The sequence below is a fragment of the Kitasatospora fiedleri genome, from assembly GCF_948472415.1.
Lineage (GTDB): Bacteria > Actinomycetota > Actinomycetes > Streptomycetales > Streptomycetaceae > Kitasatospora > Kitasatospora fiedleri.
Genome location: NZ_OX419519.1, coordinates 5742233 through 5765255, shown reverse-complemented (window position 1 = coordinate 5765255; position 23023 = coordinate 5742233). Strand labels below are relative to the sequence as shown.

The 23023-nt window shown below is 74.1% G+C and carries 21 protein-coding genes and 4 pseudogenes; 9 read left to right on the top strand and 16 right to left on the bottom strand.

Going from position 1 to position 23023, the window contains the following annotated elements; translation table 11 throughout:
* Window positions 1–50 precede the first annotated feature (50 nt).
* On the top strand, window positions 51–401 hold the full coding sequence (locus QMQ26_RS26240) for a DUF3099 domain-containing protein (RefSeq protein ID WP_100840140.1): 351 nt from the start codon (window positions 51–53) through the stop codon (window positions 399–401).
* Between the two features lie 225 nt (window positions 402–626).
* Window positions 627–875: a hypothetical protein gene (locus QMQ26_RS26235; RefSeq protein WP_282202888.1), complete on the top strand. Its 249-nt coding sequence runs from the start codon at window positions 627–629 to the stop codon at window positions 873–875.
* Window positions 876–891: 16 nt separating this feature from the next.
* On the opposite strand, the gene moaA is transcribed toward QMQ26_RS26235, so the two are convergent.
* From moaA to QMQ26_RS26215, 4 genes and pseudogenes are all read right to left on the bottom strand, one after another.
* The gene (gene moaA / locus QMQ26_RS26230) at window positions 892–1881 is read right to left on the bottom strand and encodes a GTP 3',8-cyclase MoaA (protein ID WP_282202887.1); all 990 of its coding nucleotides are present in this window, start codon (window positions 1879–1881) and stop codon (window positions 892–894) included.
* 90 nt (window positions 1882–1971) lie between these two features.
* Window positions 1972–3582 carry a solute symporter family protein gene (locus QMQ26_RS26225; protein WP_282202886.1) on the bottom strand — a complete coding sequence of 537 codons (1611 nt, stop codon included), beginning with the start codon at window positions 3580–3582 and terminating at the stop codon, window positions 1972–1974.
* Entirely contained in the window at window positions 3579–3956 is a 378-nt protein-coding gene (locus QMQ26_RS26220) for a DUF485 domain-containing protein (protein ID WP_100840144.1), read from the bottom strand. The genes QMQ26_RS26225 and QMQ26_RS26220 overlap by 4 nt, the downstream gene beginning before the upstream one ends.
* Window positions 3957–4168: 212 nt before the next feature.
* Window positions 4169–5211: pseudogene (locus tag QMQ26_RS26215) on the bottom strand (zinc-dependent alcohol dehydrogenase family protein).
* Window positions 5212–5333: 122 nt separating this feature from the next.
* Here QMQ26_RS26215 and QMQ26_RS26210 point away from each other — a divergent pair.
* Window positions 5334–6329, top strand: coding sequence for a DEDDh family exonuclease (locus QMQ26_RS26210; RefSeq protein WP_100840146.1), 996 nt, complete (start codon window positions 5334–5336; stop codon window positions 6327–6329).
* A gap of 31 nt (window positions 6330–6360) precedes the next feature.
* Window positions 6361–7158, top strand: a complete 798-nt coding sequence (locus tag QMQ26_RS26205) for an SURF1 family cytochrome oxidase biogenesis protein (RefSeq protein WP_282202885.1) — start codon at window positions 6361–6363, stop codon at window positions 7156–7158.
* A gap of 55 nt (window positions 7159–7213) precedes the next feature.
* Here the strand turns inward: QMQ26_RS26205 and QMQ26_RS26200 are convergent, their stop codons facing one another.
* Window positions 7214–9520 carry a SpoIIE family protein phosphatase gene (locus tag QMQ26_RS26200; RefSeq protein ID WP_282202884.1) on the bottom strand — a complete coding sequence of 769 codons (2307 nt, stop codon included), beginning with the start codon at window positions 9518–9520 and terminating at the stop codon, window positions 7214–7216.
* A 168-nt stretch (window positions 9521–9688) separates the two neighbouring features.
* On the opposite strand from QMQ26_RS26200, the pseudogene QMQ26_RS26195 reads away from it, so the two are divergent.
* The 3 genes and pseudogenes from QMQ26_RS26195 to QMQ26_RS26185 form a co-directional block, all read left to right on the top strand.
* Window positions 9689–10066: pseudogene (locus QMQ26_RS26195) on the top strand (carbohydrate binding domain-containing protein); the annotation flags it as partial.
* A gap of 96 nt (window positions 10067–10162) precedes the next feature.
* Complete coding sequence (locus tag QMQ26_RS26190) at window positions 10163–11182, top strand: right-handed parallel beta-helix repeat-containing protein (RefSeq protein ID WP_404814210.1); 1020 nt, start codon at window positions 10163–10165, stop codon at window positions 11180–11182.
* Between the two features lie 42 nt (window positions 11183–11224).
* A pseudogene (locus QMQ26_RS26185) lies at window positions 11225–11979 on the top strand (SDR family oxidoreductase).
* Between the two features lie 166 nt (window positions 11980–12145).
* Here the strand turns inward: QMQ26_RS26185 and QMQ26_RS26180 are convergent.
* The 9 genes and pseudogenes from QMQ26_RS26180 to QMQ26_RS26140 form a co-directional block, all read right to left on the bottom strand.
* Window positions 12146–12781: an Asp23/Gls24 family envelope stress response protein gene (locus tag QMQ26_RS26180; protein ID WP_282202883.1), complete on the bottom strand. Its 636-nt coding sequence runs from the start codon at window positions 12779–12781 to the stop codon at window positions 12146–12148.
* Entirely contained in the window at window positions 12778–13437 is a 660-nt protein-coding gene (locus tag QMQ26_RS26175; RefSeq protein WP_282202882.1) for a DUF6286 domain-containing protein, read from the bottom strand. The genes QMQ26_RS26180 and QMQ26_RS26175 overlap by 4 nt, the downstream gene beginning before the upstream one ends.
* Complete coding sequence (locus tag QMQ26_RS26170; RefSeq protein WP_100840152.1) at window positions 13434–13766, bottom strand: hypothetical protein; 333 nt, start codon at window positions 13764–13766, stop codon at window positions 13434–13436. Before QMQ26_RS26170 ends, QMQ26_RS26175 begins: the two co-directional genes overlap by 4 nt.
* Window positions 13766–13957 carry a hypothetical protein gene (locus QMQ26_RS26165; RefSeq protein WP_199528035.1) on the bottom strand — a complete coding sequence of 64 codons (192 nt, stop codon included), beginning with the start codon at window positions 13955–13957 and terminating at the stop codon, window positions 13766–13768. The genes QMQ26_RS26170 and QMQ26_RS26165 overlap by 1 nt, the downstream gene beginning before the upstream one ends.
* Window positions 13958–14003: 46 nt before the next feature.
* Window positions 14004–14492 carry an Asp23/Gls24 family envelope stress response protein gene (locus QMQ26_RS26160; protein WP_282202881.1) on the bottom strand — a complete coding sequence of 163 codons (489 nt, stop codon included), beginning with the start codon at window positions 14490–14492 and terminating at the stop codon, window positions 14004–14006.
* A 150-nt stretch (window positions 14493–14642) separates the two neighbouring features.
* Window positions 14643–15442: pseudogene (locus QMQ26_RS26155) on the bottom strand (enoyl-CoA hydratase/isomerase family protein).
* A 241-nt stretch (window positions 15443–15683) separates the two neighbouring features.
* Entirely contained in the window at window positions 15684–15917 is a 234-nt protein-coding gene (locus QMQ26_RS26150; RefSeq protein ID WP_014138756.1) for a helix-turn-helix domain-containing protein, read from the bottom strand.
* Window positions 15918–16290: 373 nt separating this feature from the next.
* On the bottom strand, window positions 16291–17889 hold the full coding sequence (locus QMQ26_RS26145) for an ABC-F family ATP-binding cassette domain-containing protein (RefSeq protein WP_282202880.1): 1599 nt from the start codon (window positions 17887–17889) through the stop codon (window positions 16291–16293).
* A 119-nt stretch (window positions 17890–18008) separates the two neighbouring features.
* On the bottom strand, window positions 18009–18923 hold the full coding sequence (locus tag QMQ26_RS26140) for a PQQ-binding-like beta-propeller repeat protein (RefSeq protein WP_282202879.1): 915 nt from the start codon (window positions 18921–18923) through the stop codon (window positions 18009–18011).
* Between the two features lie 198 nt (window positions 18924–19121).
* Here QMQ26_RS26140 and ypfJ point away from each other — a divergent pair, with 198 nt between their 5' ends.
* Window positions 19122–20009: a KPN_02809 family neutral zinc metallopeptidase gene (gene ypfJ, locus QMQ26_RS26135; protein ID WP_100840157.1), complete on the top strand. Its 888-nt coding sequence runs from the start codon at window positions 19122–19124 to the stop codon at window positions 20007–20009.
* A gap of 102 nt (window positions 20010–20111) precedes the next feature.
* Entirely contained in the window at window positions 20112–21194 is a 1083-nt protein-coding gene (locus QMQ26_RS26130; RefSeq protein ID WP_100840158.1) for a glycoside hydrolase family 26 protein, read from the top strand.
* Here the strand turns inward: QMQ26_RS26130 and QMQ26_RS26125 are convergent.
* Entirely contained in the window at window positions 21171–22346 is a 1176-nt protein-coding gene (locus QMQ26_RS26125) for a GNAT family N-acetyltransferase (RefSeq protein ID WP_282202878.1), read from the bottom strand. The two genes, QMQ26_RS26130 and QMQ26_RS26125, sit on opposite strands and share 24 nt — an antisense overlap.
* Window positions 22343–23017, bottom strand: a complete 675-nt coding sequence (locus QMQ26_RS26120) for a Wzz/FepE/Etk N-terminal domain-containing protein (protein WP_282202877.1) — start codon at window positions 23015–23017, stop codon at window positions 22343–22345. The genes QMQ26_RS26125 and QMQ26_RS26120 overlap by 4 nt, the downstream gene beginning before the upstream one ends.
* Between the last annotated feature and the right edge of the window lie 6 nt (window positions 23018–23023).

Here is a 23023-nt window from a genome sequence, read left to right as displayed (position 1 = left end):
CCGTGGAGGACCGTAGGGGTGGCCGAACCGACCCGAGAATGGATGGGACCATGCCCAAGAGCGCGGACGACGGCCAGGTCTTCCGGATCACCGGGGCCCGCAGCAGCCTGAGCGAGGACGTCCGGGGGCGCCAGCGCCGCTACGTCATCTCGATGCTGATCCGCACCGCGTGCGTCCTGCTCGCGGTCATCCTCTGGGACGTCCAGCGCTGGCTCGCCTTCGTCGCGCTGGCCGGCGGCATCCTGCTGCCCTACTTCGCCGTCCTGATCGCCAACGCGGGCCGCGAGCGCGCCCCCGGCCTGCCCTCGACCTTCGCCTTCTCCCCGGACACCCCGCTGATGCTCGGCCCCGGCGGGACGGGCGGCGGCGGCGCGAGCGCCGAGAATCGGCCACAGGACTGAGAATCCCTCAATCCTGCTGTCCGGTATCGCCGTTCATGTGCCGTTATGACCGTCGGAAAGCTCAGACGATCCTCAAATTAATCACCGGACAGGGACACCCACGCCCCTCCCGCCGTGCCATACTTCCTTAGCGCTCCGCATCCCCCGTCGGAGCGACAGACCGACGCCGGGCAGCTCCCCCCGTGGCTGCCCGGCGTCGTCGTGCCCGGACATAGGATCGACCCCATGGACACCCCCGCGCACCCCCTCTTCGGCACTCCCCCCGGCGGCCCCGACACCCCCGCCGGCCCCCCGAAGTGCTCCGCCAAGGGCTGCCGCGACCTCGCCACCTGGTCCCTCCGGTGGAACAACCCCAAGCTCCACACCCCCGACCGCCGCAAGACCTGGCTCGCCTGCGACACCCACCGCGACCCGCTCAGCCAGTTCCTGGCCGTCCGCGGCTTCCTCAAGGACACCGAGCCCTTCTCCGGCTGAGCGGCCGGGAACCCGCTCAGCCGCCGATCGCCGACATCGGCCGCTCCGGCTGGTGGAACTCCGGCCGGTCGATGCCCGCGCCGGCCTTCTTGCCCCACATCGCCGCCCGCCACAGCTCCGCCAGCTCCGCGTCGTCCGCGCCGTCGCGCATCGCGCCGCGCAGGTCGGTCTCCCCGGTCGCGAAGAGGCAGTTGCGGACCTGCCCGTCGGCGGTGAGCCGGGTGCGGTCGCAGGCCCGGCAGAACGGGCGGGTCACGGAGGCGATGACGCCGACCGTCGCGGGGCCGCCGTCGACCAGCCAGCGTTCGGCGGGGGCCGCGCCGCGGGCGGCGGCGGGCTCGGGGGTGAGCGCGAAGCGGGCCCGGAGCAGGTCGAGGATCTCCTCGGCGGTGACCATCCGGGTCCGGTCCCAGCCGTGCTGGGCGTCCAGCGGCATCTGCTCGATGAAGCGCAGCTGGTAGCCGTGCTCGACCGCCCAGGCGAGCAGGTCGGCGGCCTCGTGGTCGTTGACGCCGCGCATCAGGACGGTGTTGAGCTTGACCGGCCGCAGCCCGGCGGCCTCCGCGGCGGCGAGGCCGTCCAGGACGTCCTGGTGGCGCCTGCGGCGGGTGAGCCGGGCGAAGGTCTCCGGGTCGAGGGTGTCGAGCGAGACGTTGACCCGGTCGATCCCGGCGTCCCGCAGCGCGCCGCCCACCCGGGCCAGGCCGATGCCGTTGGTGGTGAGCGAGAGGTCCGGCCGGGGTTCGAGCGCGGCGCAGGCCGCGACGATCGGCACCAGCCCGGGCCGCAGCAGCGGTTCCCCGCCGGTGAAGCGGACCTCCCGGACGCCCAGCGAGCCGACCGCGAGGGCGACCAGCCGGACGATCTCCTCGTCCGTCAGCAGCTCGGGCTTGCCGAGCCAGCTGAGCCCCTCCTCCGGCATGCAGTAGGTGCAGCGCAGGTTGCACCGGTCGGTGAGCGAGACCCGCAGGTCGACGGCCCGCCGGCCGTAGGTGTCGAGGAGCATCCCGGCCCGCCTCTCTGCGAAGAGCCCACTGGCCCGACCGCCGTTCGGCGGTCGGGCCAGCTTAGGCCCTGTCCGGTTGACCTTGTCGGCTCAGTGCGCGCCGAGGCCGGTGAGCGAACGGACCTCCAGTTCGGCGTACTTCGCCGGGTCGGCCTTCTCCCGGGCCAGGTAGGTGCCGATCACGCCGGCCAGGAAGCCGACCGGGATGGAGACCAGGCCGGGGTTCTCCAGCGGGAACCAGGAGAAGTCGCTGTGCGGGAAGAGCGAGGTCTTGGGGTTGCCGGAGACCACCGGGGAGAAGACCACCAGGGCGACCGAGGTGATCAGGCCCGCGTAGGTGGAGGCGACCGCGCCGGTGGTGTTGAACCGCTTCCAGAACAGCGAGTACAGCAGGGTGGGCAGGTTGGCAGAGGCGGCGACCGCGAAGGCCAGCGCGACCAGTGCGGCGGCGTTCAGCTTGTCGGCGAAGATCGACAGCAGGATGGCGACCGCGCCGATCGCCACCGCGGCGAACTTGGCGCTGGCCACCTCCTCCTTCTCGGTGGCCCTGCCGCGCCGGATCACGTTGGCGTAGAGGTCGTGGGCGAAGGAGGACGAGGAGGCCAGGGTGAGTCCGGCGACCACGGCCAGGATGGTGGCGAAGGCGACCGCGGAGATCACCGCGAGCAGCACCGCGCCGCCGGTGGTGCCGGCGCCGCCGCCGAGGTGCTCGGCGAGCAGCGGGGCGGCGGTGTTGCCGGACTTGTCGGCGGCCAGCGCCGTGCGGCCGACCAGCGCGGCGGCGCCGAAGCCGAGGGCGAGCGTCATCAGGTAGAAGACACCGATGATGCCGATCGACCAGAGCACCGACTTCCGGGCGGTGCGTGCGGTCGGGACGGTGTAGAAGCGGACCAGGATGTGCGGCAGCGCGGCGGTGCCGAGCACCAGGGCGATGCCGAGGCTGAGGAAGTTGAGCTTGGTGGTGCCGTTGGCGCCGTAGCGCAGGCCCGGTTGCAGGAACTTGTCGCCGCTGCCGCTGGCCTTGGCGGCCGAGCCGAGCAGTTCGGACAGGTTGAAGTGGAACTTGGCGAGCACCAGGACGGTCATCAGCCCGGCGCCGAGGATCAGCAGCACGGCCTTGATGATCTGGACCCAGGTGGTGCCCTTCATGCCGCCGATGACGACGTACAGCACCATCAGGGCGCCGACCGCGACGATGGTCCAGCGCTTGGCGGAGTCGCTCTGGGCGCCGAGCAGCAGCGCGACCAGCGAGCCGGCGCCGACCATCTGGGCCAGCAGGTAGAAGATCGACACCACGATGGTGGAGATGCCGGCGGCGGTGCGCACCGGCCGCTGGCGCATCCGGAAGGCCAGCACGTCGGCCATGGTGTAGCGGCCGGAGTTGCGCAGCGGTTCGGCGACCAGCAGCAGCGCGACCAGCCAGGCGACCAGGAAGCCGATCGAGTAGAGGAAGCCGTCGTAGCCGGCCAGCGCGATGGAGCCGGTGATGCCGAGGAAGGACGCGGCGGACATGTAGTCGCCGGAGATCGCCAGGCCGTTCTGGAAGCCGGTGAAGCCCCGGCCGCCGGCGTAGAAGTCGGAGGCGTCCCGGGTGCTGCGGCCGGCCCACAGGGTGATGCCGAGGGTGGTGAGGACGAACAGCCCGAACAGGGACATGATCAGGGTGCGGTGGTCGCTCGCGGAGGTGGCCAGCTGCGTCATTCGGCGGCCTCCTCGGCCACGGCGGTGTGGTCGGCGGACTGGGCGGGCAGCGCGGCGTCGGCGCGGCCGCGGATCACCGCGGCCCGCGGGTCCAGTTGCCGGTCGGCGAACCGGGCGTACCAGGCGGCGATGGCGAAGGTGCTGACGAACTGCAGGATGCCGAGCACCAGCGCGAGGTTGATGTTGCCGGCGACCTTGGTGCTCATGAAGCCGGGGGCGTAGCAGCTGAGCAGGACGTACAGCAGGTACCAGAGGACGAATCCGGCCGTGACCGGGAATGCGAAGTTCCGGAAGGAGCTCCGCAGTTGCCGGAACTCCGGTGACTCCTCGATACGTTGGAACGATTCGGGGAGGGAATCGGGCGGGGGTGCCACGCGGGGTCTCCTGACGTCTTCGGTGCGACGGACGATCAGATGGACGTGAGTGACGTCACATTGAGTGCGCTGCATGCTAGATCCAGGAGCGGGTGCCGAGAAGCTTCCCCACGCGATGTGGCCGAAAACTGACCGGAACACGCCACCGGGGCGGCCGTTTTGCGGCCACCCCGGTGTGATGATCGTTCAATTACCCCTGTTTCGGGGCGCGTTCAGAACGCGATCCGGACCTTCAGCGCCGTCCGCTCGTCCATCGCCCGGTACCCTCGGGCACCCCGTCCAGGCCCACCGTGCGGTCGAACACCGCGCCCGGGTCGATCGCGCCGGAGAGCACGTCGGGCAGCAGCTCGGGGATGTACGCCCGGGCCGGGGCCACCCCGCCGACCAGCCGCACGTTCCGGTTGAACATCTGGCCGATGTCCACGCCCGCGCTGCCGCCGTGCGGCACGCCCACGTAGCCGACCGCGCCGCCGTCCCGGGCGATCGAGAGCGCGGTGCGCATCGACTCCTCGGTGCCCACCGCCTCCAGCACCGCGTGCGCGCCCTGCCCGCCGGTCAGCTCGCGCACCGCCTCGACCGCCGCCTCGCCGCGCTCGGCCACCACGTCGGTGGCGCCGAACGAGCGGGCGATCGCGGTGCGGCCCTCGTGCCGGCCGAGCGCGATGATCCGGCCCGCGCCGAGCCGGTGCGCGGCCAGCACGCCGCACAGCCCGACCGCGCCGTCGCCGACCACCGCGACCGTCGCCCCGGGCCGCACGCCGGCCGAGACCGCCGCGTGGTGCCCGGTGGACATCACGTCCGACAGCGCCAGCAGCCCGGGCAGCAGCTTCTCGTCCCCGGCCGCCTCCTTGGGCAGCTTCACCAGCGTGCCGTCCGCGAACGGCACCCGGACGGCCTCGCCCTGCCCGCCGTCCGACCCCGGGGTGCCCCAGAACCCGCCGTGCGGGCAGGAGGTCTGCAGGCCCTCGCGGCAGTACTCGCACACGCCGTCCGACCAGACGAACGGGGCCACCACCAGGTCGCCGACCGCGAAGCCGCGCACCTCGGCGCCGACCTCCTCGACGAAGCCCAGGAACTCGTGCCCGATCCGCTGCCCGGGCTGCCGCTTGGCCACGCCCCGGTAGGCCCACAGGTCGCTGCCGCAGATGCAGGCGTTCAGCACCCGCACCACCGCGTCCCCCGGCCGCTCGATCCGGGGGTCGGGCACCTCCTCGATCCGGATGTCCTGGGGGCCGTGGATCACGGTGGCGCGCATGGGGGAAGTCCTTCGGTGTACGGGTGCCGCGGGTGTCTGCACCCGCGTTTCCACTGTAAGCCGGGGCCGTCCCGGGCTATTCCGTCCGGGGCCGCCCGCCGTTCCCCGTAAAGTGGTGCCCCATGTACGCGCCATTCCCCACCTCGCCGTTCCCGGCACCGCGCACCGGCCCCGGCGGGGACGCCGGGCGCGGTTTCGCGGTGGTCGACGTGGAGACCACCGGCCTCGGCCGCTCCGACCGGGTCATCTCGGCGGGCGTCTACCAGCTCGACCCGGACGGCGAGATCACCGACCACTGGTACACCCTGGTCAACCCCGAGCGGGACCCGGGACCGGTCTGGATCCACGGCCTGACCAGCGAGACCCTGGCCGGTGCGCCGACCTTCCCGGAGATCGCCGCGGAGTTCGCCGAGCGGCTGCGCGAGCGGGTGCTGGTCGCCCACAACGCGCTGTTCGACTGGAACATGATCTCCCGCGAGTTCTCCCGGGCCGGCCTGCGCGCCCCGGTCGAACAGCGGCTGTGCACCATGGTGCTGGCCCGCGACCTGCGGCTGCCGCTGCCCAACGGCAAGCTCTCCTCGCTGGCCGCCCACTTCGGGGTGCACCAGCGCCGGGCCCACCACGCGCTGGACGACGCCCGGGTGCTGGCCGAGGTGTTCCGCCCCTCGCTGGAGCTGGCCCGCAGCGGCGGCGTCCCGCTGCCGCTGACCGCCTGCGTCGCGGTCACCGACCTCGGCGAGGACGCGTCGGCGTCCGCGACGGCCGCCGGCCCGGCCCGCGGCTCCTGGGGCTCGTCCTACCGCCCCGGGCGCAAGCGCCCGCCCTGCCCGCACCCGAACCCGGGCCGCTGGGTGGACGGCTCCCCGCTGGTGCAGGGCATGCGGGTGGCGATCACCGGCGACACCGCCACCGACCGCGAGCTGCTGGAGGACCGGGCCACCGAGGCCGGCCTGCACATCGCCTCCTCGGTGAGCCGGCTCACCAGCCTGCTGGTCACCAACGAGCCGGGCTCGTGGAGCGGCAAGGCCCGCAAGGCCCGCGAGTACGGCACCCCGGTGGTCGGCGAGGACGCGTTCCTGCAGCTGCTGCGCGAGGTCGCGCCGCACCCCGGTGCCTGACCCGGCGGTAAGGGGGGTTAGCGTGCCGGGTGTGTACCGATTCCTGCTGTCCCTGCGCTGGGCGGTCATCGTCCTGGTGGCCGCGGTGCTGGTCCCGACCATGATCAAGCTGGGCTTCTGGCAGTACCACCGGCACGAGGCCCGGGTGGCCCGCAACGACCTGGTGGCGCGGAACCTGGGCAGCGAGCCGGTCGCCTTCGACTCGCTCTCCGCCCCCGGCTGGTCCGTCCCGACCGGCCAGGTGTGGCGCACCGTGACCGCGAGCGGCCACTACGACACCGGGCACGAGGTGGTCATCCGCGGCCGCACCGAGCCCGGCGGCTCCACCATCGGCTACTTCGTGGTCACCCCGCTGGTGCTCGCCGACGGCAAGGGCTCGGTGCTGGTCAACCGCGGCTGGGTGGAGTCCGCCGCGGACGCCGCCAGCCTCCCGGACGTCCCCGCCCCGCCGGCCGGCGAGGTCACCGTCACCGGGCGGCTGCGCGCCGACGAGACGTACGCCTCGCTGGGCGTGAAGAACCGCGGCGGCCTGCCGGAGCGGATGTTCAAGGTGATCAACACCGCCGAGCAGGCGAAGTACGCGGGCACCACCGTGCTCGGCGGTTACCTGGAGCTGTCCTCCTCGCAGCCCGCGGCCGGCCCCTCCCCCGAACCGCTCGCCGAGCCCGGCCACTCCGACATCGGCCCGCACATGGCGTACGCCGTCCAGTGGTGGCTGTTCACCGCGCTGATCCCGGTCGGCCTGGTGGTGATGGCCCGCCGCGAGGCCGGGCAGGACGCGACCGGGCGGGCCGCGCCCGCCGACGGGCTGGTCGGCGCCACCGGCTGAACGGCGCCACCGGCCGAGCGGCGCCACCGGCCGAGCGGCGGCGGGTCGAGCGGCGCTACCGGCCGAGCGGCGGCGGGTCGAGCGGCTGCTCGGCCCAGATGGTCTTGCCGTTGCGGGTGTAGCGGCTGCCCCAGCGCTCGGTCAGCTGGGCGACCAGGTACAGGCCGCGACCGCCCTCGTCGGTGAGCCGGGCCCGGCGCATCCGCGGCTGGGTGGCGCTCGGGTCGGAGACCTCGCAGGTCAGCACCGAGGAGCGGATCAGCCGGACCATCACCGGCCCGCCCGCGTAGCGGATCGCGTTGGTGACCAGTTCGCTCAGCACCAGCTCGGTGGTGAACACCAGCGCGTCCAGCCCCCACTCCTCCAGCGTCCGGGTGGCGGCCTCGCGCACCCCGGCGACCGCGGACGGGTCGGCCCCGATGGTCCACGCGGCGGTGTCCGAGGGCGGCACCGGGTGCAGCCGGGCCAGCAGCAGCGTGACGTCGTCGCTCAGCCCGGCGGTGGACATCTCCGCGACGATCGCCCGCCCGGCCGCCGCCAGGTCCCCGCCCAGGTCGGCCTCGCCGAGCCGGGCGGCCAGCTGGTCCATGCCCTCGTCCAGGTCGCCGCCGGCCCCGCCCTCGATCAGCCCGTCGGTGTACAGCGCCAGCACGCTGCCCGCGCGCAGCGCGCACTCGACCGTCTCGAACGGCAGCCCGCCGACGCCGAGCGGCGGCCCGGGGTTGACCGGCAGGTACTCGACCCGCCCGTCGGGGTGCACCAGCGCGGGCGGCGGGTGCCCGGCGCTGGCGGCCTGGCAGATGCCGGAGACCGGGTCGTAGACGGCGTACACGCAGGTCGCCCCGGACGGGTCGGCGACGCCGCGCTCGCGCTCCTCCTCGCTGCCCTCGACGACCAGCTGGGAGACCAGGTCGTCCAGGTGCACCAGCAGCTCGTCGGGCTCCAGGTCGAGGTCGGCCAGGGTGCGCACGGCGGTGCGCAGCCGCCCCATGGTGGCGCTGGCCTGGAGGCCGTGGCCGACCACGTCGCCGGCCACCAGGGCGACCCGGGCGCCGGAGAGCGGGATGACGTCGAACCAGTCGCCGCCGACGCCGGTGGCGGTGTCGGTGGGCCGGTAGACGCTGGCGGTGGTGGCGGCGGGCACCGCGGTCTCGGCGGGCGGCAGCAGCGAGCGCTGGAGGCCGACGGCGGCCCGGTGCTCGCGGGTGTAGCGGCGGGCGTTGTCCAGGGCGAGCGCGGCCCGGGCGGCGATCTCCCGCAGCAGTTCCAGGTCCTCGGCCTCGTACGGCCCCTGGTCGGGGTCGCGGCGGACGGTGACCCGGCCGAGCGGGCCGCCGCGGGCGTGCAGCGGGGCGCTCATCGCGGGCGGTCCGTCGGCCGCGGCGGCGGGGCGGCCGAGTTCCGCCCGGTCGAGCGGGCCGAGCGGGCCGAGCGGGCGGTCGTCCGGCCCGGGCGGCCCGGCGGTGGCGGTGCGGCGGACGCGGAGCAGCCCGTCGGCGCCGACCGCCGGTTCGTCGCCGGTGAAGACGGCCTCGGCGATGTCCACCTCGGCACGGGTGCCGAGGCCGGGCACCAGGACGCCGGCCAGGTCCTCGGCGGTACCGGCCACCGAGAGCGAGCCGCCGACGGCGGCGGTGGCCCGGTGCAGCACGTCGGCGCGCCGCCGGTAGCGGTGCAGTTCGGTGACGTCGCCGAACAGCGCGGTGACGCCGATCAGCGACCCGTCGGGGGCCTGGAGCCGGAAGGCCTGGATCTCCATCATCACCCCGGGCCCGGGGTCGTCCAGGGTGCGGATCGGCAGGGTGGCCCGGACCAGCGGCTCGCCGGTGGTGAGCACGTTCCGCAGGATCTCCTCGGTGGCCTCCGCGTCCTGCGGCTGGAGGAAGTCGCCCAGCCGGTGGCCGGCCAGGTCGGTGGGCAGTCCGGTGTAGGGCAGCAGGTGGGTGTTGGTGCGCAGCAGCCGCAGGTCGGTGTCGAAGAAGGCCAGGCCGATCCGGTCCTGTAGGAACAGCTCCCGGGTGAACGCCTCGTCCTGGCGCCACCGGGTGACGGTGTCGGCGGGGGTGGCCAGCACCAGGGCCCGGACCTCGCCGTGCTCTCCGGCCAGCGGCAGCACCTGGTAGGCGACCTCCAGCGGCACGCCGCCGCCGGTGCGCAGCCGCACCTCGCCGGTCCGCCGGCCGAGCGCGGCGGCGTCGGCCGCGCCGTCGGCCAGCAGGTCGGCGGCGGGGCGGCCGGTGACCTGGGCGGCGGGCAGGCCGAGCAGGTGCTCGGCCGCGGCGGTCCAGCCCACGACGCGTCCGTCGCCGTCGACCAGGGCCGCCGCGACGCCGTCGATGTTCGGCAACCGCCGACTGTCCATGCGCTGCACCTCGGGTGGGTGGTCCGGTTCCCCCATCTTCGGACGGTTCCGGGCCGCGCGCCATCGACGCCCGGCGGGCGCCCACCCATTGACGCCCCGTATTGGTCTAGTCCAAATTGGCCGTGCACACGCCCCGCACGCTCTCTCCCCCACACTGGAGCGACCGCCATGACGTACCGCTCGCACCGCCGCGCCGCCGCGGCCGGCGCCCTCGCCCTGGGCGCCACCGCCCTGGCCCTGCTGCCCGCCCGGGCCGGCGCGGCCACCGAACTCCTCGCCAACGGCGGCTTCGAGTCCGGCACGCTCTCCCCCTGGAGCTGCGCCGGCACCGCCGCCCCCACCACCGCCGCCCCGCACTCCGGCACCACCGCGCTGAGCGCCACCCCCGGCGCGGCCGACCTCGCCCCGTGCAGCCAGAGCGTCGACGTCCAGCCGAACACCGGCTACAGCCTGACCGCCTGGGTGAAGGGCTCCTACGTCACCCTCGCCGCCGCCGGCACCGGTGTGTCCACCTCCACCTGGGCGAACGCCCCCGGCTGGACCCAGCTCACCCGCACCTTCACCACCGGCCCGGGCACCACCCGGGTGACCGTCACCCTCAGCGGCTGGTACGGCAGCCCCTACCAGGCCGACGACGTCTCCCTGACCACCCTCGGCGCCGTCCCGTCCACCTCGGCCTCCCCGTCCCCCTCCCCCACGCCCTCGCCGTCTCCCTCCGCCCCTGCGTCCCCCTCGGCGTCCGCCTCCCCTTCGTCCTCCGCCCCGCCCGGCGCGAACACCGTCCGGGTCTCCACCGCCAAGGAGCTCCAGGCCGCGCTGAGCGCCGCTGTCCCCGGCCGCACCATCCAGCTCGCCGACGGCAGCTACTCCGGCAACTTCAAGATCACCACGGCGGGCACCGCCGCCGCCCGGATCACCCTGACCGGCTCGCCGAACGCCGTCCTGAGCACCACCACCGGCGGCGGCTACGGCCTCTCGCTGACCGACGCCTCCTACTGGACCGTCCAGGGCGTCACCGTCACCGGCGCCCAGAAGGGCATCATGGTCGACGCCTCGGACTACGTGGTGCTCGACGGCGTGACGGTCCACCACACCACCATGGAGGGCGTGCACTTCCGCAACTCCTCCAGCCACGGCGTGCTGCGCAACTCCACCGTCCACGACACCGGCACCTCGCACGACGGCAAGGGCGAGGGCGTGTACGTCGGCACCGCCAACACGCTCTCCGACAGGAGCGACTACGTGCAGATCCTGAACAACACCATCGGCCCCGGCATCGGCGGCGAGAACGTCGACCTCAAGGAGGGCACCACCGGCGGCCTGGTCTCCGGCAACCGCTTCGACGGCAACGGGCTGACCAACGTCAACTACGACGACTCCTGGGTCGACGTGAAGGGCAACGGCTACGTCATCGAGAACAACACCGGCGTGCGCACCATGAACGACGGCTACCAGACCCACACCCAGCAGCCGGGCTGGGGCTGCGGCACCGTCTTCCGCAACAACAGGTCCGACCTGAGCGGCGCGAGCGGCTCCAACCCCGCCAAGTACGCGATCGACGTCACCAACTATGACGCCGCCGCCTGCCCGGTCACCGTCACCGCCGACAACACCGTCACCGGAGGCACCGCCCTCGCCAACCCCGGCGTCCCGGTGGGCTGACCCTCCGTCCGGAATCCGTGCCGACCGGTCAGAATGGTCGGCATGGATCTCGGACTCAAGGACAAGGTGTACGTGGTCACCGGCGCGACCCGGGGACTCGGCCACGCCACCGCCCGGCAACTCGTCGCCGAAGGCGCCAAGGTGGTCGTCACCGGCCGCACCGAAGCGGCCGCCACCGCCGCCGCGCGCGCCCTCGGCGAGAACGCCCATGGCATCGGCGCGGACAACGCCGACCCGGACACCCCGCAGCGCCTGGTCGACGCCGCCCGGGACCGCTTCGGCGGCTTCGACGGCATCCTGATCAGCGTCGGCGGGCCCGCCGCCGGGCCGGTCGCCACCGCCACCGACGACGCCTGGCGCACCGCGTTCGACTCGGTCTTCCTCGGCGCCCTCCGGCTGGCCCGCACCAGCGCCGAACGCCTACCCGCCGGGGGCGTGATCGCCTTCGTGCTGTCCACCTCGGTCCGCCAGCCGATCGCCGGCCTCGGCATCTCCAACGGCCTGCGCCCCGGCCTGGCCATGGCCGCCAAGACGCTCGCCGACGAACTCGGCCCGCGCGGCATCCGGGTCCTCGGCCTGCTGCCCGGCCGCATCGACACCGACCGCGTCCGCGAACTCGACGCCCTCGCCCCCGACCCGGCCACCGCCCGCGAGACGGCCGCCGCCGGCATCCCGCTGCGCCGCTACGGCACCCCCGAGGAGTTCGGCCGCACCGCGGCCTTCCTGCTCTCCCCGCCGCCTCCTACCTCACCGGCCTGATGCTCCCGGTCGACGGCGGCGCCACCCGCGGCCTGTAACCGGGGCAGCGGAGGAACGGCAGAACCGGGGGCGCGGGGAACCGCGCGGCCGGCCGAGCACGCACCGCCGGATCGCGACGCGGGACGAGAGCTTGCACCGTCCCGCGACCGCGCTGACGTACGACTCCCGCCACGCGCGGTTCCCCGCGCCCCCGACGTCCCTCTGCTAGCGCACTCGCGGGGCCTTCTTCCGGCTCCGCTCCTTGCGCGCCTTCCCCCCGCGCAGCCGCAGCTGGGCGGGCAGCTCCGCCAGGCCCAGCGAGTGCCGGGCGTGCTCGACCGGGCCGGTGCGGTAGGCGGCGACCAGGGCGGCGGTGTCCGCGCCGGGGGCGATCCGCACCGCGGTGCGCACCTGGGGGCGGCGGGCCGCGCCGGTGACCTTGGTGGTGACCCGTTCGACGTCCGGGAGGGCGACCGTCTCGCTCTCGATCGCCTCCTCGACGGCCCGGCTGCGCACCCGCAGGGCGAAGTGCGACTCGCCGGACGCGGTGGGCGAGGGCAGGTCGACCCCGGCCGGGCCGCCGCGGCGCAGCTGGGAGAAGAGCCACCACAGGCAGCCGACGATGACCAGCGCGGGGACGGCGATGGCCACCGGCCACCACCAGCCGCGGTCGGTCCAGCGGGTGCGGCTGGCCGTGCTGAGCACGGGCTGGTCGGGCGAGGTGAGCGGCCACCAGCCGGGCGGGGTGATCCCGAGGTGCCGGTAGGCGTCGAGCCCGCCGAGCAGCACCAGCGCCCCGCCGGCCAGCAGGACCAGCCCGACCAGGGCCAGCAGGGTGCGGTTGACGGTGCGTCGGCTCATCGGGGCGGCTCCAGCTCGGCGAGTTCCCGGCGGTGGTGGCGTTCGGGCACCGGCCGGGTGCGGACGTCCAGCCGGTGCGGGGCGGCCAGCGGAATCCGGGCCAGTTCGGCCCGCAGTGCGCGCTCCGCCCCCGCCGGGTCGGTGTCACCGGTCAGGACGACCTTGGTGCGCCGCCGTCCGACCTTCACCTGCCAGGAGTGCACGTCGGAGCGCTGCCGGGCGCGCCCGGCGATCAGCGCGCCGACCGTGCTGCGGTGGATCGCCGCCCCGCGCGGCTCCAGCGCGAGCCAGCCGCGCAGGCCCCGGGCGAACGCCAGCCAGAGCAGCAGCAGCCCGAGCACGACCGCGCCGCCCGCGATGCCCAGCACCCATGCATCGTCCAGGTGCCGGGTCGCCAGCTGCTTGGACAGCTCCCGCCGCCAGGGCCTGGCCTGCCCGCCGGCCCGTACCGCGATCACGTCGTACAGCAGCGTCCCGGCCGCCACCAGCAGCACCGCCACCACCAGCGCGGTCGGCACGCCGCGCTCGGAGCGCAGCCACCGTCCGGCCCGGCGGCGACGGCGCGGCGGCGCCGTCGCGGACCGCGGTTCCGGCTGCGGCTGCGGCTGCGGTTCGTGCTGGGGCCCGGTCTCCGGTCCGGTCTGCGGATCGGTCATCCGGCCACCGCCGGGTGCAGCCGGTCCACGATCACGTCCGCCCCGGTGACCGGCGTGCCGGTCAGCTCGGCGACGGTGCGGCAGGCCGCGTCCCGCGCCGTCCGGGCCAGCGTGCCGACGTCGGACGGGAACGGCAGCTCCAGGTGGAGCGTCAGCCGGACCCGGCCGTGCGAGAGCAGGGCCGAGACCTTCGGGTGCGGGACCGGACCGGGCCGGTCCCGCCAGGCCGGGGCGAGCGCGTCGGCGGCGGCCCGGGCCGCGATCCGCCGGTACACCCGGTCCGCGACCCGCTCGCCGCCGCGCTGCGCGACCACCCCCGGGTGGGCCATCAGCGCCGCCGGTCCCGGCCGCGCAGGAGGTCGCCGAGGTCACCGAGCTCGACGTCCCCCTCGATCAGCCGCCCGACCACGAAGCCCAGGGCTCCGAGCACCGCCACCAGCAGGAACGCGCCGAACCCGCCGAAGTAACCGGCGAAGCCGAGGGCCATGCCTGTGAGCAGGCCCATCAACGCCAGGTTCATCCGCTACTCCTTCGCGATCCTGCTCGGTATCCGGAACGGTCAACACTCACTGCACGCGGGGGCGCTTGCCGGAGGACGACGAGTCGTCCTCGTCCTCCTCGTCGTCGTCGGGGTCGTCGGGCAGGTGGACGTCGTTCACGGCGATGTTCACCTCGACCACCTCCAGGCCGGTCATCCGCTCGACCGCCTCGATGATGTCCCGGCGGACCTCGGCGGCCAGTTTGGGGATCACCACCCCGTACTCGACCACCAGCGCGATGTCGATGGCGGCCTGCTTCTCGCCGACCTCCGCCTTGATCCCGCGGCTCACGCCGGACTTCGAACCGGAACCCGGCACCCGGTCCCGCATCGCGCCGAACGTCCGGGAGAACCCGGTCCCCAGTGCGTGGATGCCGGCGACCTCCCGGGCGGCCATGCCGGCGATCTTCTCCACCACGCCGACGGCGAGGGAGGTGCTGCCGCGCTCACCGCTCGGGCGGTTCTCCGGCGCGTCCTTCTGCAGGTCCGCAGGGGTGGGGGTGTGGGGCTGCGTCATCTCGGGTCTCCTGACGTTTCGACACCAGCTATACCGCACATCACCTCAAGCCTGGCATTTCGCCGCGCGCCACGCACCGCAGGTACCTACAGATGGGGGCACGGGGAGCTGCGCCGCCCCCCGTGCCCCGTTCCGGCCGTCCGCTCCGGGTCAGAGCCCGGCGAGGTCCCGGAGCCGGCGCGCCTGCGCCTCGCGCTCGGCGGCGCGCTGCTGGTCGTAGGTGCGGTCGATGGCGCCGCGCAGCAGTGCCTTGGTCTCGATCACGGCGCTGCGCGGGGCGGCCAGCAGGGCGGCGATCAGGTCGGCGGCGGCGTCCTCGAGGTCGCCGAGGGGGACGGCCAGGTTGGCCAGGCCGATGGCGACCGCCTCGTCCGCGCTGATCCGGCGGCCGGTGGCGCAGATCTCCAACGCGCGGGCGTAGCCGACGAGTTCGGTGAGCGGCTTGGTGCCGGTGAGGTCGGGGACCAGGCCGAGGGAGGTCTCCTTCATGGCGAACTGGACGTCCTCGGCGACCACCCGCAGGTCGCAGGCGAGGGCGAGCTGGAAGCCCGCGCCGATCGCATGGCCCTGGACGGCGGCGACGGTGACCAGGTCGGTGCGGCGCCACCAGGTGAAGGCCTCCTGGTAGAAGGCGATGGTGGCGTCCAGCTCGGTGTCGGAGGAAGCGGCGAGGCCGAGGAAGGAGGGCTCGCCGGGGATGCCCTCGGGGGTGAACATGGCGCGGTCGAGGCCGGCCGAGAAGGAGCTGCCCTCGCCGCGGAGCAGCACGGCCCGGACGTTCCCGGGCAGGGCGCGGCCGACGCCCGCGAGGGCGCGCCACATCGCGGGGTCTGGGCGTTGCGGCGGGCGGGGTCACAGAGGGTGACGGTGGCGAGTTCGCCGTCCAGGTCGAGGCGGACGCCCGCCTTCTCCCACGCGGTGCGGTCGGCGTCGGGGATGTCGGTGCTCATGGCGGTTACCTTCCAGCGGCAGGGCAGGGGCACCCGCCGACCCCGACGGGCTACTGGAGGGTAACAAAGCGGCCGATCCCCGTACAGGAACGGGCGCGAAGGGGTCCGGAAACGGCGGTCGGCGGCTCGGGATGACCCGGCCGCCGATCCGTTGTGGAGCGTCGTGCATGGCGAGCAGCGTGCTGGTGAGCCGTGGGCGGCCGGAGCTGCTCGGGTGTCGCCCGCCCGAGGTGACGGCCCGTCAGGAACCGGCAGCGGCAGCGGCCTTGCCCTTGCCGCGGGTGGCGCCGCCCCGGCCCCGGAGGTTGACACCGGACTCGCTGAGCATGCGGTGGACGAAGCCGTAGGACCGGCCCGTCTCCTCCGCGAGAGCGCGGATGCTCGCCCCGGAGTCGTATTTCTTCTTGAGATCGGCCGCGAGCTTCTCACGCGCGGCACCTGTTACCCGGCTGCCCTTTTTCAGAGTCTCGGCCACCCGTGCCTCCTCGTAGAGGTGATCGGTCAGATTCCCATGATCACCCATTGCCCCGTTCCTGGCCACCCATTCGACAAGGTCCGTCACGGGAAAGCGGGGTCGAGCGGTGGTGCGCGCTCCGCACCAGGGCGCTCACGGAGGGTGTGCGCGCCCCCGCGCCGTTCGCCCCGCCGAGCGAATCCGCTGATCAGCCCGGACCGTCAGCGGGCAAACCGCGCGCTCCGACACGGAAAACGGCGGCGGTCCTCCCGGTGTTCCCGGACGGGACGGGGGATGAGTTCTCCTCGTACCGGCGACGGACCCCGCGTCTACGCGCGAGGTCCGTGCGGGGCCCGGAGCGGGCCGCCGGGGCGCCCGGCGTCCGGGCTGACGGTCAGGCCAGCGAGACCAGGTCGTGGTAGGCCGGGCTCCACAGGTCCTCGACGCCGTCCGGCAGCAGGATGATCCGCTCCGGCTGGAGCGCCTCCACCGCGCCCTCGTCGTGGGTGACCAGGACCACCGCGCCGGTGAAGGTGCGCAGCGCGCCGAGGATCTCCTCGCGGCTGGCCGGGTCGAGGTTGTTGGTCGGCTCGTCCAGCAGCAGCACGTTGGCGCTGGAGACCACCAGCGAGGCCAGCGCGAGCCTGGTCTTCTCGCCGCCGGAGAGCACCCCGGCCGGCTTGTCCACGTCGTCGCCGGAGAACAGGAAGGAGCCGAGGATCTTGCGGATCTGCACCAGGTCGGTGTCCGGCGCGGCGGAGCGCATGTTCTCCAGCACGCTGCGCTCGGGGTCGAGCGTCTCGTGCTCCTGCGCGTAGTAGCCGATCTTCAGGCCGTGGCCCGGGATCACCTCGCCGGTGTCCGGCTGCTCCACGCCGGCCAGCATCCGCAGCAGGGTGGTCTTGCCCGCGCCGTTGAGGCCGAGGATGACGACCCGGGAGCCACGGTCGATCGCCAGGCCCACGTCGGTGAAGATCTCCAGCGAGCCGTAGGACTTCGACAGGCCCTCGGCCGTCAGCGGGGTCTTGCCGCACGGGGCCGGGTCGGGGAAGCGCAGCTTGGCGACCTTGTCGGAGACCCGGACCTGCTCCAGGCCGGAGAGCAGCTTCTCGGCGCGGCGGGCCATGTTCTGCGCGGCGACCGTCTTGGTGGCCTTGGCGCGCATCTTGTCGGCCTGCGAGTTGAGCGTCGCGGCCTTCTTCTCCGCGTTGGCCCGCTCGCGCTTGCGGCGCTTCTCGTCGTCCTCGCGCTGCTGCTGGTACTGCTTCCAGCCCATGTTGTAGATGTCGATCGCGGAGCGGTTGGCGTCCAGGTAGAAGACCTTGTTGACGACCGTCTCGACCAGGTCGACGTCGTGCGAGATGACGATGAAGCCGCCCTTGTAGGTCTTCAGGAAGTCCCGCAGCCAGGCGATGGAGTCCGCGTCGAGGTGGTTGGTGGGCTCGTCGAGCAGCAGGATGTCGGCGTCCGAGAAGAGGATTCGGGCCAGCTCGACCCGGCGGCGCTGGCCGCCGGAGAGGGTGTGCAGCTCCTGGCCCAGGATGCGGTCCGGCAGGCCGAGCGCGGCGGCGATGGTGGCGGCCTCGGCCTCGGCGGCGTAGCCGCCCTTGGTGAGGAACTCGGTCTCCAGCCGGGCGTACTTCTTCATCGCGTTGTCGCGGGTGGCGCCCTTGCCGTTGGCCATCCGCTCCTCGTTCTCGCGCATCTTCCTGAGCACGGTGTCGAGTCCGCGGGCGGACAGGATGCGGTCCCGGGCGAGGACGTCGAGGTCTCCGGTGCGCGGGTCCTGCGGGAGGTAGCCGACCTCGCCGGAGGAGGTGACCGTGCCGCCGGCCGGGAGGCCCTCGCCGGCCAGCACCTTCGTCAGGGTGGTCTTGCCCGCGCCGTTGCGGCCGACCAGGCCGATCCGGTCGCCCGGGGCGATCCGGAAGCTGGCGGACTCGATCAGGATGCGGGCACCGGCACGAAGCTCCAGGGCGTTCGCGGAAATCATGGCTGGGGTCTCTCCTCGACGTGGCTATGGCACTCAGCCATTGGGCCCAAGTCTACGGGAGGGCGGGAAGGCCTTTTCCGGGCCCGGCCGGCGGGCGGTGCCGGCCGGGCCCCGGGAGGTCACTTCGCGCAGGACGGGCGGGCCGCGGCGAACGGGGCCCCGGCGGTGCCGCAGGCGGCCTCGCGCAGGCCCAGGGTGGTGTCGTAGACCCAGCTGCCGATCACCGGGCCGTCCTCGACCGAGACCCGGTGGCCGTCCAGCCGGCGCAGCACCACGTCGGGGCCGGTGCTGAGGAAGTTGCCGCGGTCGGTGAGCGAGAACACCATGACGCCGCCGGGCTGCTGGCGGGCCGCGGCGGCGGTGGCGGCCGGGCACAGCCGGGGCACCAGCACCGCGTCGTCGGTCTGCGCGGTGCGCACCGGGTCGAAGGTGCAGCCCGCCGGGGGGCGAGAGTTGAAGCGCAGGTCGCCGTCGCGCTCGCGGAAGCCCATCAGCAGGCCGGGGGTGACCACCGTCACGAACGCGTCGTTGACCTTGTCGTCGGACGGGTGCAGGGCGTCGGCGGCGCGCTGGACCATGAGCTGCGCGCGCTCATCCTCGGTGCGGGTGTCCGCGCCCGGCTCGCCGTCGGCGCGCAGCCAGTCGGCCAGGCCGGGGAAGCCGCGGTGCCAGCGCACCGAGTGGTCGGTGGTGTCGACCGCGGTGACCATGCCGTCGTCCCAGACCACCACGGCGTCCTGGCCGACCCGGACCAGGTGCAGCGCGGTGGCGCCCTCGCGGCGGTAGGACCACAGCCGCTCGCCGGTGGTCGGCGAGTAGGCCTCCACGCCGGGGCCGACCTGGAGGTCGGCCTGCGCCGCGCCGGTCGACTGCGCGCTCACCGGGCTGGCGTCCGCCGCGCCGGGGACCACCCGGTCGCCGAACGGCTCGGGCCGGTTGGCGTGGGCCGCCGCACCGGCCGCGAGGACCAGCAGAGCGGCGGCGGCGGGCAGGACCGATCTCGGCGACAGGCTTCGCAGCGGGTTGAAGGACACCCGCGGAGTTTATCCGGCGGGTGCTGACGGGGGCCCGCGGTTTACCGGCCGCCCGCTCGGGCGTGTCACTGGTCCATACCTTTATCCGGGTCCGACACGACCCCGCCCGACCTGCGGGGCAGAGGAAGGGGCGCATGCCCGCGGCCGGTTAGGGTACGCGTGCGGCGGCCCCACGGACTGTTACAGAGGTGAGACGGAATGCAGTTTGACGACGATGCTCAGCTCGACAGCTCACAGGTGCAGGACCGGCGCGGCATCCCCGGCGGCGGACTGGCGGTCGGCGGCGGGGTGGTCGGCCTGCTCGGACTCGTCGTGGCGCTGCTGTTCGGGGTGGACCCGGGCATGTTCGGCGGCTCCTCCCAGCCGGCCGCGCCGCCGGTCGGCCAGGCCACCAGCTCCGCCCAGCTGGCCTCGGCCTGCAAGACCGGCGCGGACGCCAACAAGCGGCAGGACTGCCGGATCCTGGCCGTGGTCAACAGCGTCCAGACCTACTGGCAGTCCGAGTTCACGACCGAGGGCCGGGACTACCGCCAGGCGTCCACCGTGCTGTTCACCGACCGGGTCGACACCGCCTGCGGCGCGGCGACCTCCGCGGTCGGGCCGTTCTACTGCCCCGGCGACGGCAAGGCCTACTTCGACCTGGGCTTCTTCGACGACATGACCCGGCAGCTGGGCGCCCAGGGCGGGCCGTTCGCCGAGGCGTACGTGGTGGCGCACGAGTACGGGCACCACGTGCAGGACCTGCTGGGCACCACGGCCAAGGTCGGCAACGACCGGCAGGGCGCGGACAGCGGCTCGGTCAAGCTGGAGCTCCAGGCCGACTGCTACGCGGGGGTGTGGACGCACCACGCCACCACCACCCCGCAGCCCTCCACCGGGCGGCCGCTGATCACCCAGCTGACCGACCAGGACATCGCGCTGGCCCTGGACGCCGCCGGTTCGGTGGGCGACGACCGGATCCAGCAGCGCTCCACCGGGCGCACCAATCCGGAGACCTGGACGCACGGCTCCTCGGCGCAGCGCCAGCAGTGGTTCACGACCGGCTACCGCAGCGGCGACCCGGCCAGTTGCAACACCTTCGGCTGACCGGCCCCCCGCTTGACCCGTTGGGGTGACTTGGGGCATTTATGACGGTCCGTCAGGCTAGGCTCCTGAGGCCGGAATCGTCCCTGGACCCACGGAGATCCCATGCGTCTCGGCCGCCTGACCCTGGCCGCCGCCGCGCTGCTGCTGGTGACCACCGCGAGCGTGCCCTCGGGCACGCCGCTGAGCCAGACCGAGCGCCACGCGGCGCTCTCCTCTGACGCCATCCAGCCGCGCGGCGCGGCGCCCCGTCCGGCGGTGCAGCGGGCGGTGCACGAGGTGCCGTTCGGCGCCTTCGTCGGCTCCTGGGACAGCTACATCCCGAACATCGCCCGGATGGCCTCCTGGCTGAACAACGCCAACCTGCAGGTCGGCCACACCTACCTGGCGGGCAACGGCTGGCAGGACATCGAGGGCGAGCCGCTGGTGCTCGGCCTCTGGTCGCAGTGGCGGCAGTCCGACCCGGGGCGGCGGCTGGTGCTCGGCGTGCCGATGCTCGTCCCCAACGAGGGCAACGTGCCGGACGCCGAGGTGGCCCGGCTGCTGGCCCGCGGCAACCAGGGCGAGTTCGACCAGCACTTCCTGCGGCTGGCCCGGAAGCTGGTGGCCTTCGGCGGCGGCGACACCGTCATCACCCTGGGCTGGGAGATGAACGGCGTCACCTACACCTCGCGCTGCAAGCCCGACCCGACGGCCTGGAAGGCGTACTGGCGGCGGATCGTCGGCGTGATGCGCTCGGTGCCCGGCCAGCACTTCTCCTTCGACTTCACCCCCACCCGCGGGCTGGACGCCATCCCCTGGACGCGCTGCTACCCGGGCGACGACGTGGTCGACATCATCGGCATGGACAGCTACGACCAGCCCGCGGGCGGCACCTTCGACGAGTACGTCTCCGAGCCGTACGGGCTGCAGGACCAGGTGGAGTTCGCCGCCAAGCGCGGCAAGCCGGTGTCCTACCCGGAGTGGGGGCTGTTCCGCAACGGCGACAACCCGGAGTTCGTCCGGCGGATGGTGGAGTGGATGCGCACCCACGACACCGCCTACCAGACCGTCACCGACTACTGCCCGCACGGCTTCTGGCAGTGCAAGGACAACCCGAAGTCGGCGGCGGTGTACCGGCAGCTGATGTCGGGCTCCTCCGGGGCGCTCGGGCCGGTGAAGAACTCACCGCAGGCGCCGTCGCGCTAGCGCCTCCTTCAGCTTCGGCATCCGGGTGCGCAGCAGGTGCACGGCGGCGATCCGGGCCCGGACCCGCAGGGCGCGGGCGGCGGCGGCGGGGGCGAGCCGGCCGGGGCCGAGCACCAGGCGCTGGTTGGACAGCTGGTCCGGGCGCCAGCGCTGCTTGTACGGCTCCTGGCCGCGCAGCAGGCTGAGCTGCGGGATGCCGGCCGCGCGGACCTCGTCCAGGGCGGCGCCGAACAGCAGGCCGGCGATGTCCAGCTTCTCCCGGAGCCCGGGGTGCGCGCCGTACATGTAGAGGCCGCCGAACGGGGCGCCGAGGATCACCAGGTTCACCGCCACCACCTCGCCGTCCAGCTCGAACCGGTGTATCGCGGCCCGGCCGGTCGCCACCAGGCCGGCGGTCGACTCGGTCAGGTGCTCGGCGAAGCGCGCGGTGCGGTGCTCCGGGGTGACCCCGCGGTCCTGCCACTGGAGCATGTGCAGGCGCAGCAACTCGCTGACCGTGTACGGGACTTCCTCGGGGGTCGCGGAGTGCACCAGCACCCCCGAGCTGGCGATCTTGCGGAGCTTGACCCGGCTGCGCTGGGCGGTCTTGCCGGGCAGCCGCTTGAGCAGCTCGTCCATCGGCACGGCCGGCAGGTACTGGCAGAGCGAGTCGGTGAACCGGTGCCGGCGGCCCCGCCAGTGCGCGTACACCCGCTGCACGGCCGCCGACGGGTGCACCTCGCGCAGCTCCAGGCTGTGCCAGGGGCGGCGCAGCGGCAGGGCGGCGGCCAGTTCGGCGGCGGCCCGGTCGGCGCAGTCGTCGTCGAGCAGCACGTCGGTGAAGTCGACCAGGCCCGCGCCCAGGTTGGTCAGCCCGCCGAACGGGCCGCGGCGGCGCAGCGCGGCGGCCCCGACCAGCCGCCCGTCGCGGCGGACCAGCACCAGCACCAGCGCGCCGGGGCGGCCGTACCGGCGCCACCAGGAGCGCAGCCAGGGCGCGGCCTGGAAGGAGGTGGCGGTGGCGCAGCGGCGGTGCAGGTCGTCCCAGTCGTCGGCGAGCCGGTCCAGGGCGTCGTCGGCGCGCAGCACCTCGGCGGTCCAGCGCTCCCGGTCGGCGGCGCCGCGGGCCGGCTGGACGGGCACCCGGGGGCCGCGCCGCTGGTGGAGCTTCACCGGACGGCCGCCGGTTCGCGGGTCTGCGCGGCCGGCGTGGCCTCGGCCTGGGCGGGCAGCGCGCCCGCGTCGGCCCCGGCGGTCGCGTCGGCCCCGGCGGTCGCTGCGGCGGGGCCCGGCTTGCGGCGGGTGAGCATCACCAGGGCGCCGACCAGCACGCCGGCGGCGGCGCCGACCGCGGTGTCCAGGCTCGCGGACGGGGAGGCCGGGGCGTCGGGCTCGGCGGCGGGGGCCAGCGGGACCAGCCGGACGCCGGTCTCCTTGCTGCTGGTGTTGCCGAACGCGATCAGCGACTTGGCGACCGCGTCGGCGTTCTTCACCGCCTCCTCGCCGCGGGCGCCGGTCCCGGTGATCTCGATCATCGGGGCGTCCGGGGAGGTGGTGCCGCGGACCAGTCCGGCCAGCGTGGTCACCGTGTGGCCGGTCTCGGCGGCGGCCCCGATCAGCACCTGCGGCTGGCCGGTCAGCCGGCCGTACGCCTGGGCGAAGTTGACGGCGGTGGCGTTCTCGCCGGGGTTGTTCGGCACGACCACCACGTAGGAGCTGGCCGAGTAGCTGGGGTGCGAGACGACGGCGTAGCCGGCCCCGGCCGCCGCACCGAGCGGGACGGCGAGGGCCAGCGGCCACCATCGGCGGGCCAGCGCACGGGCGCCGCGGCGTGGTTCGGGCATCGGTGA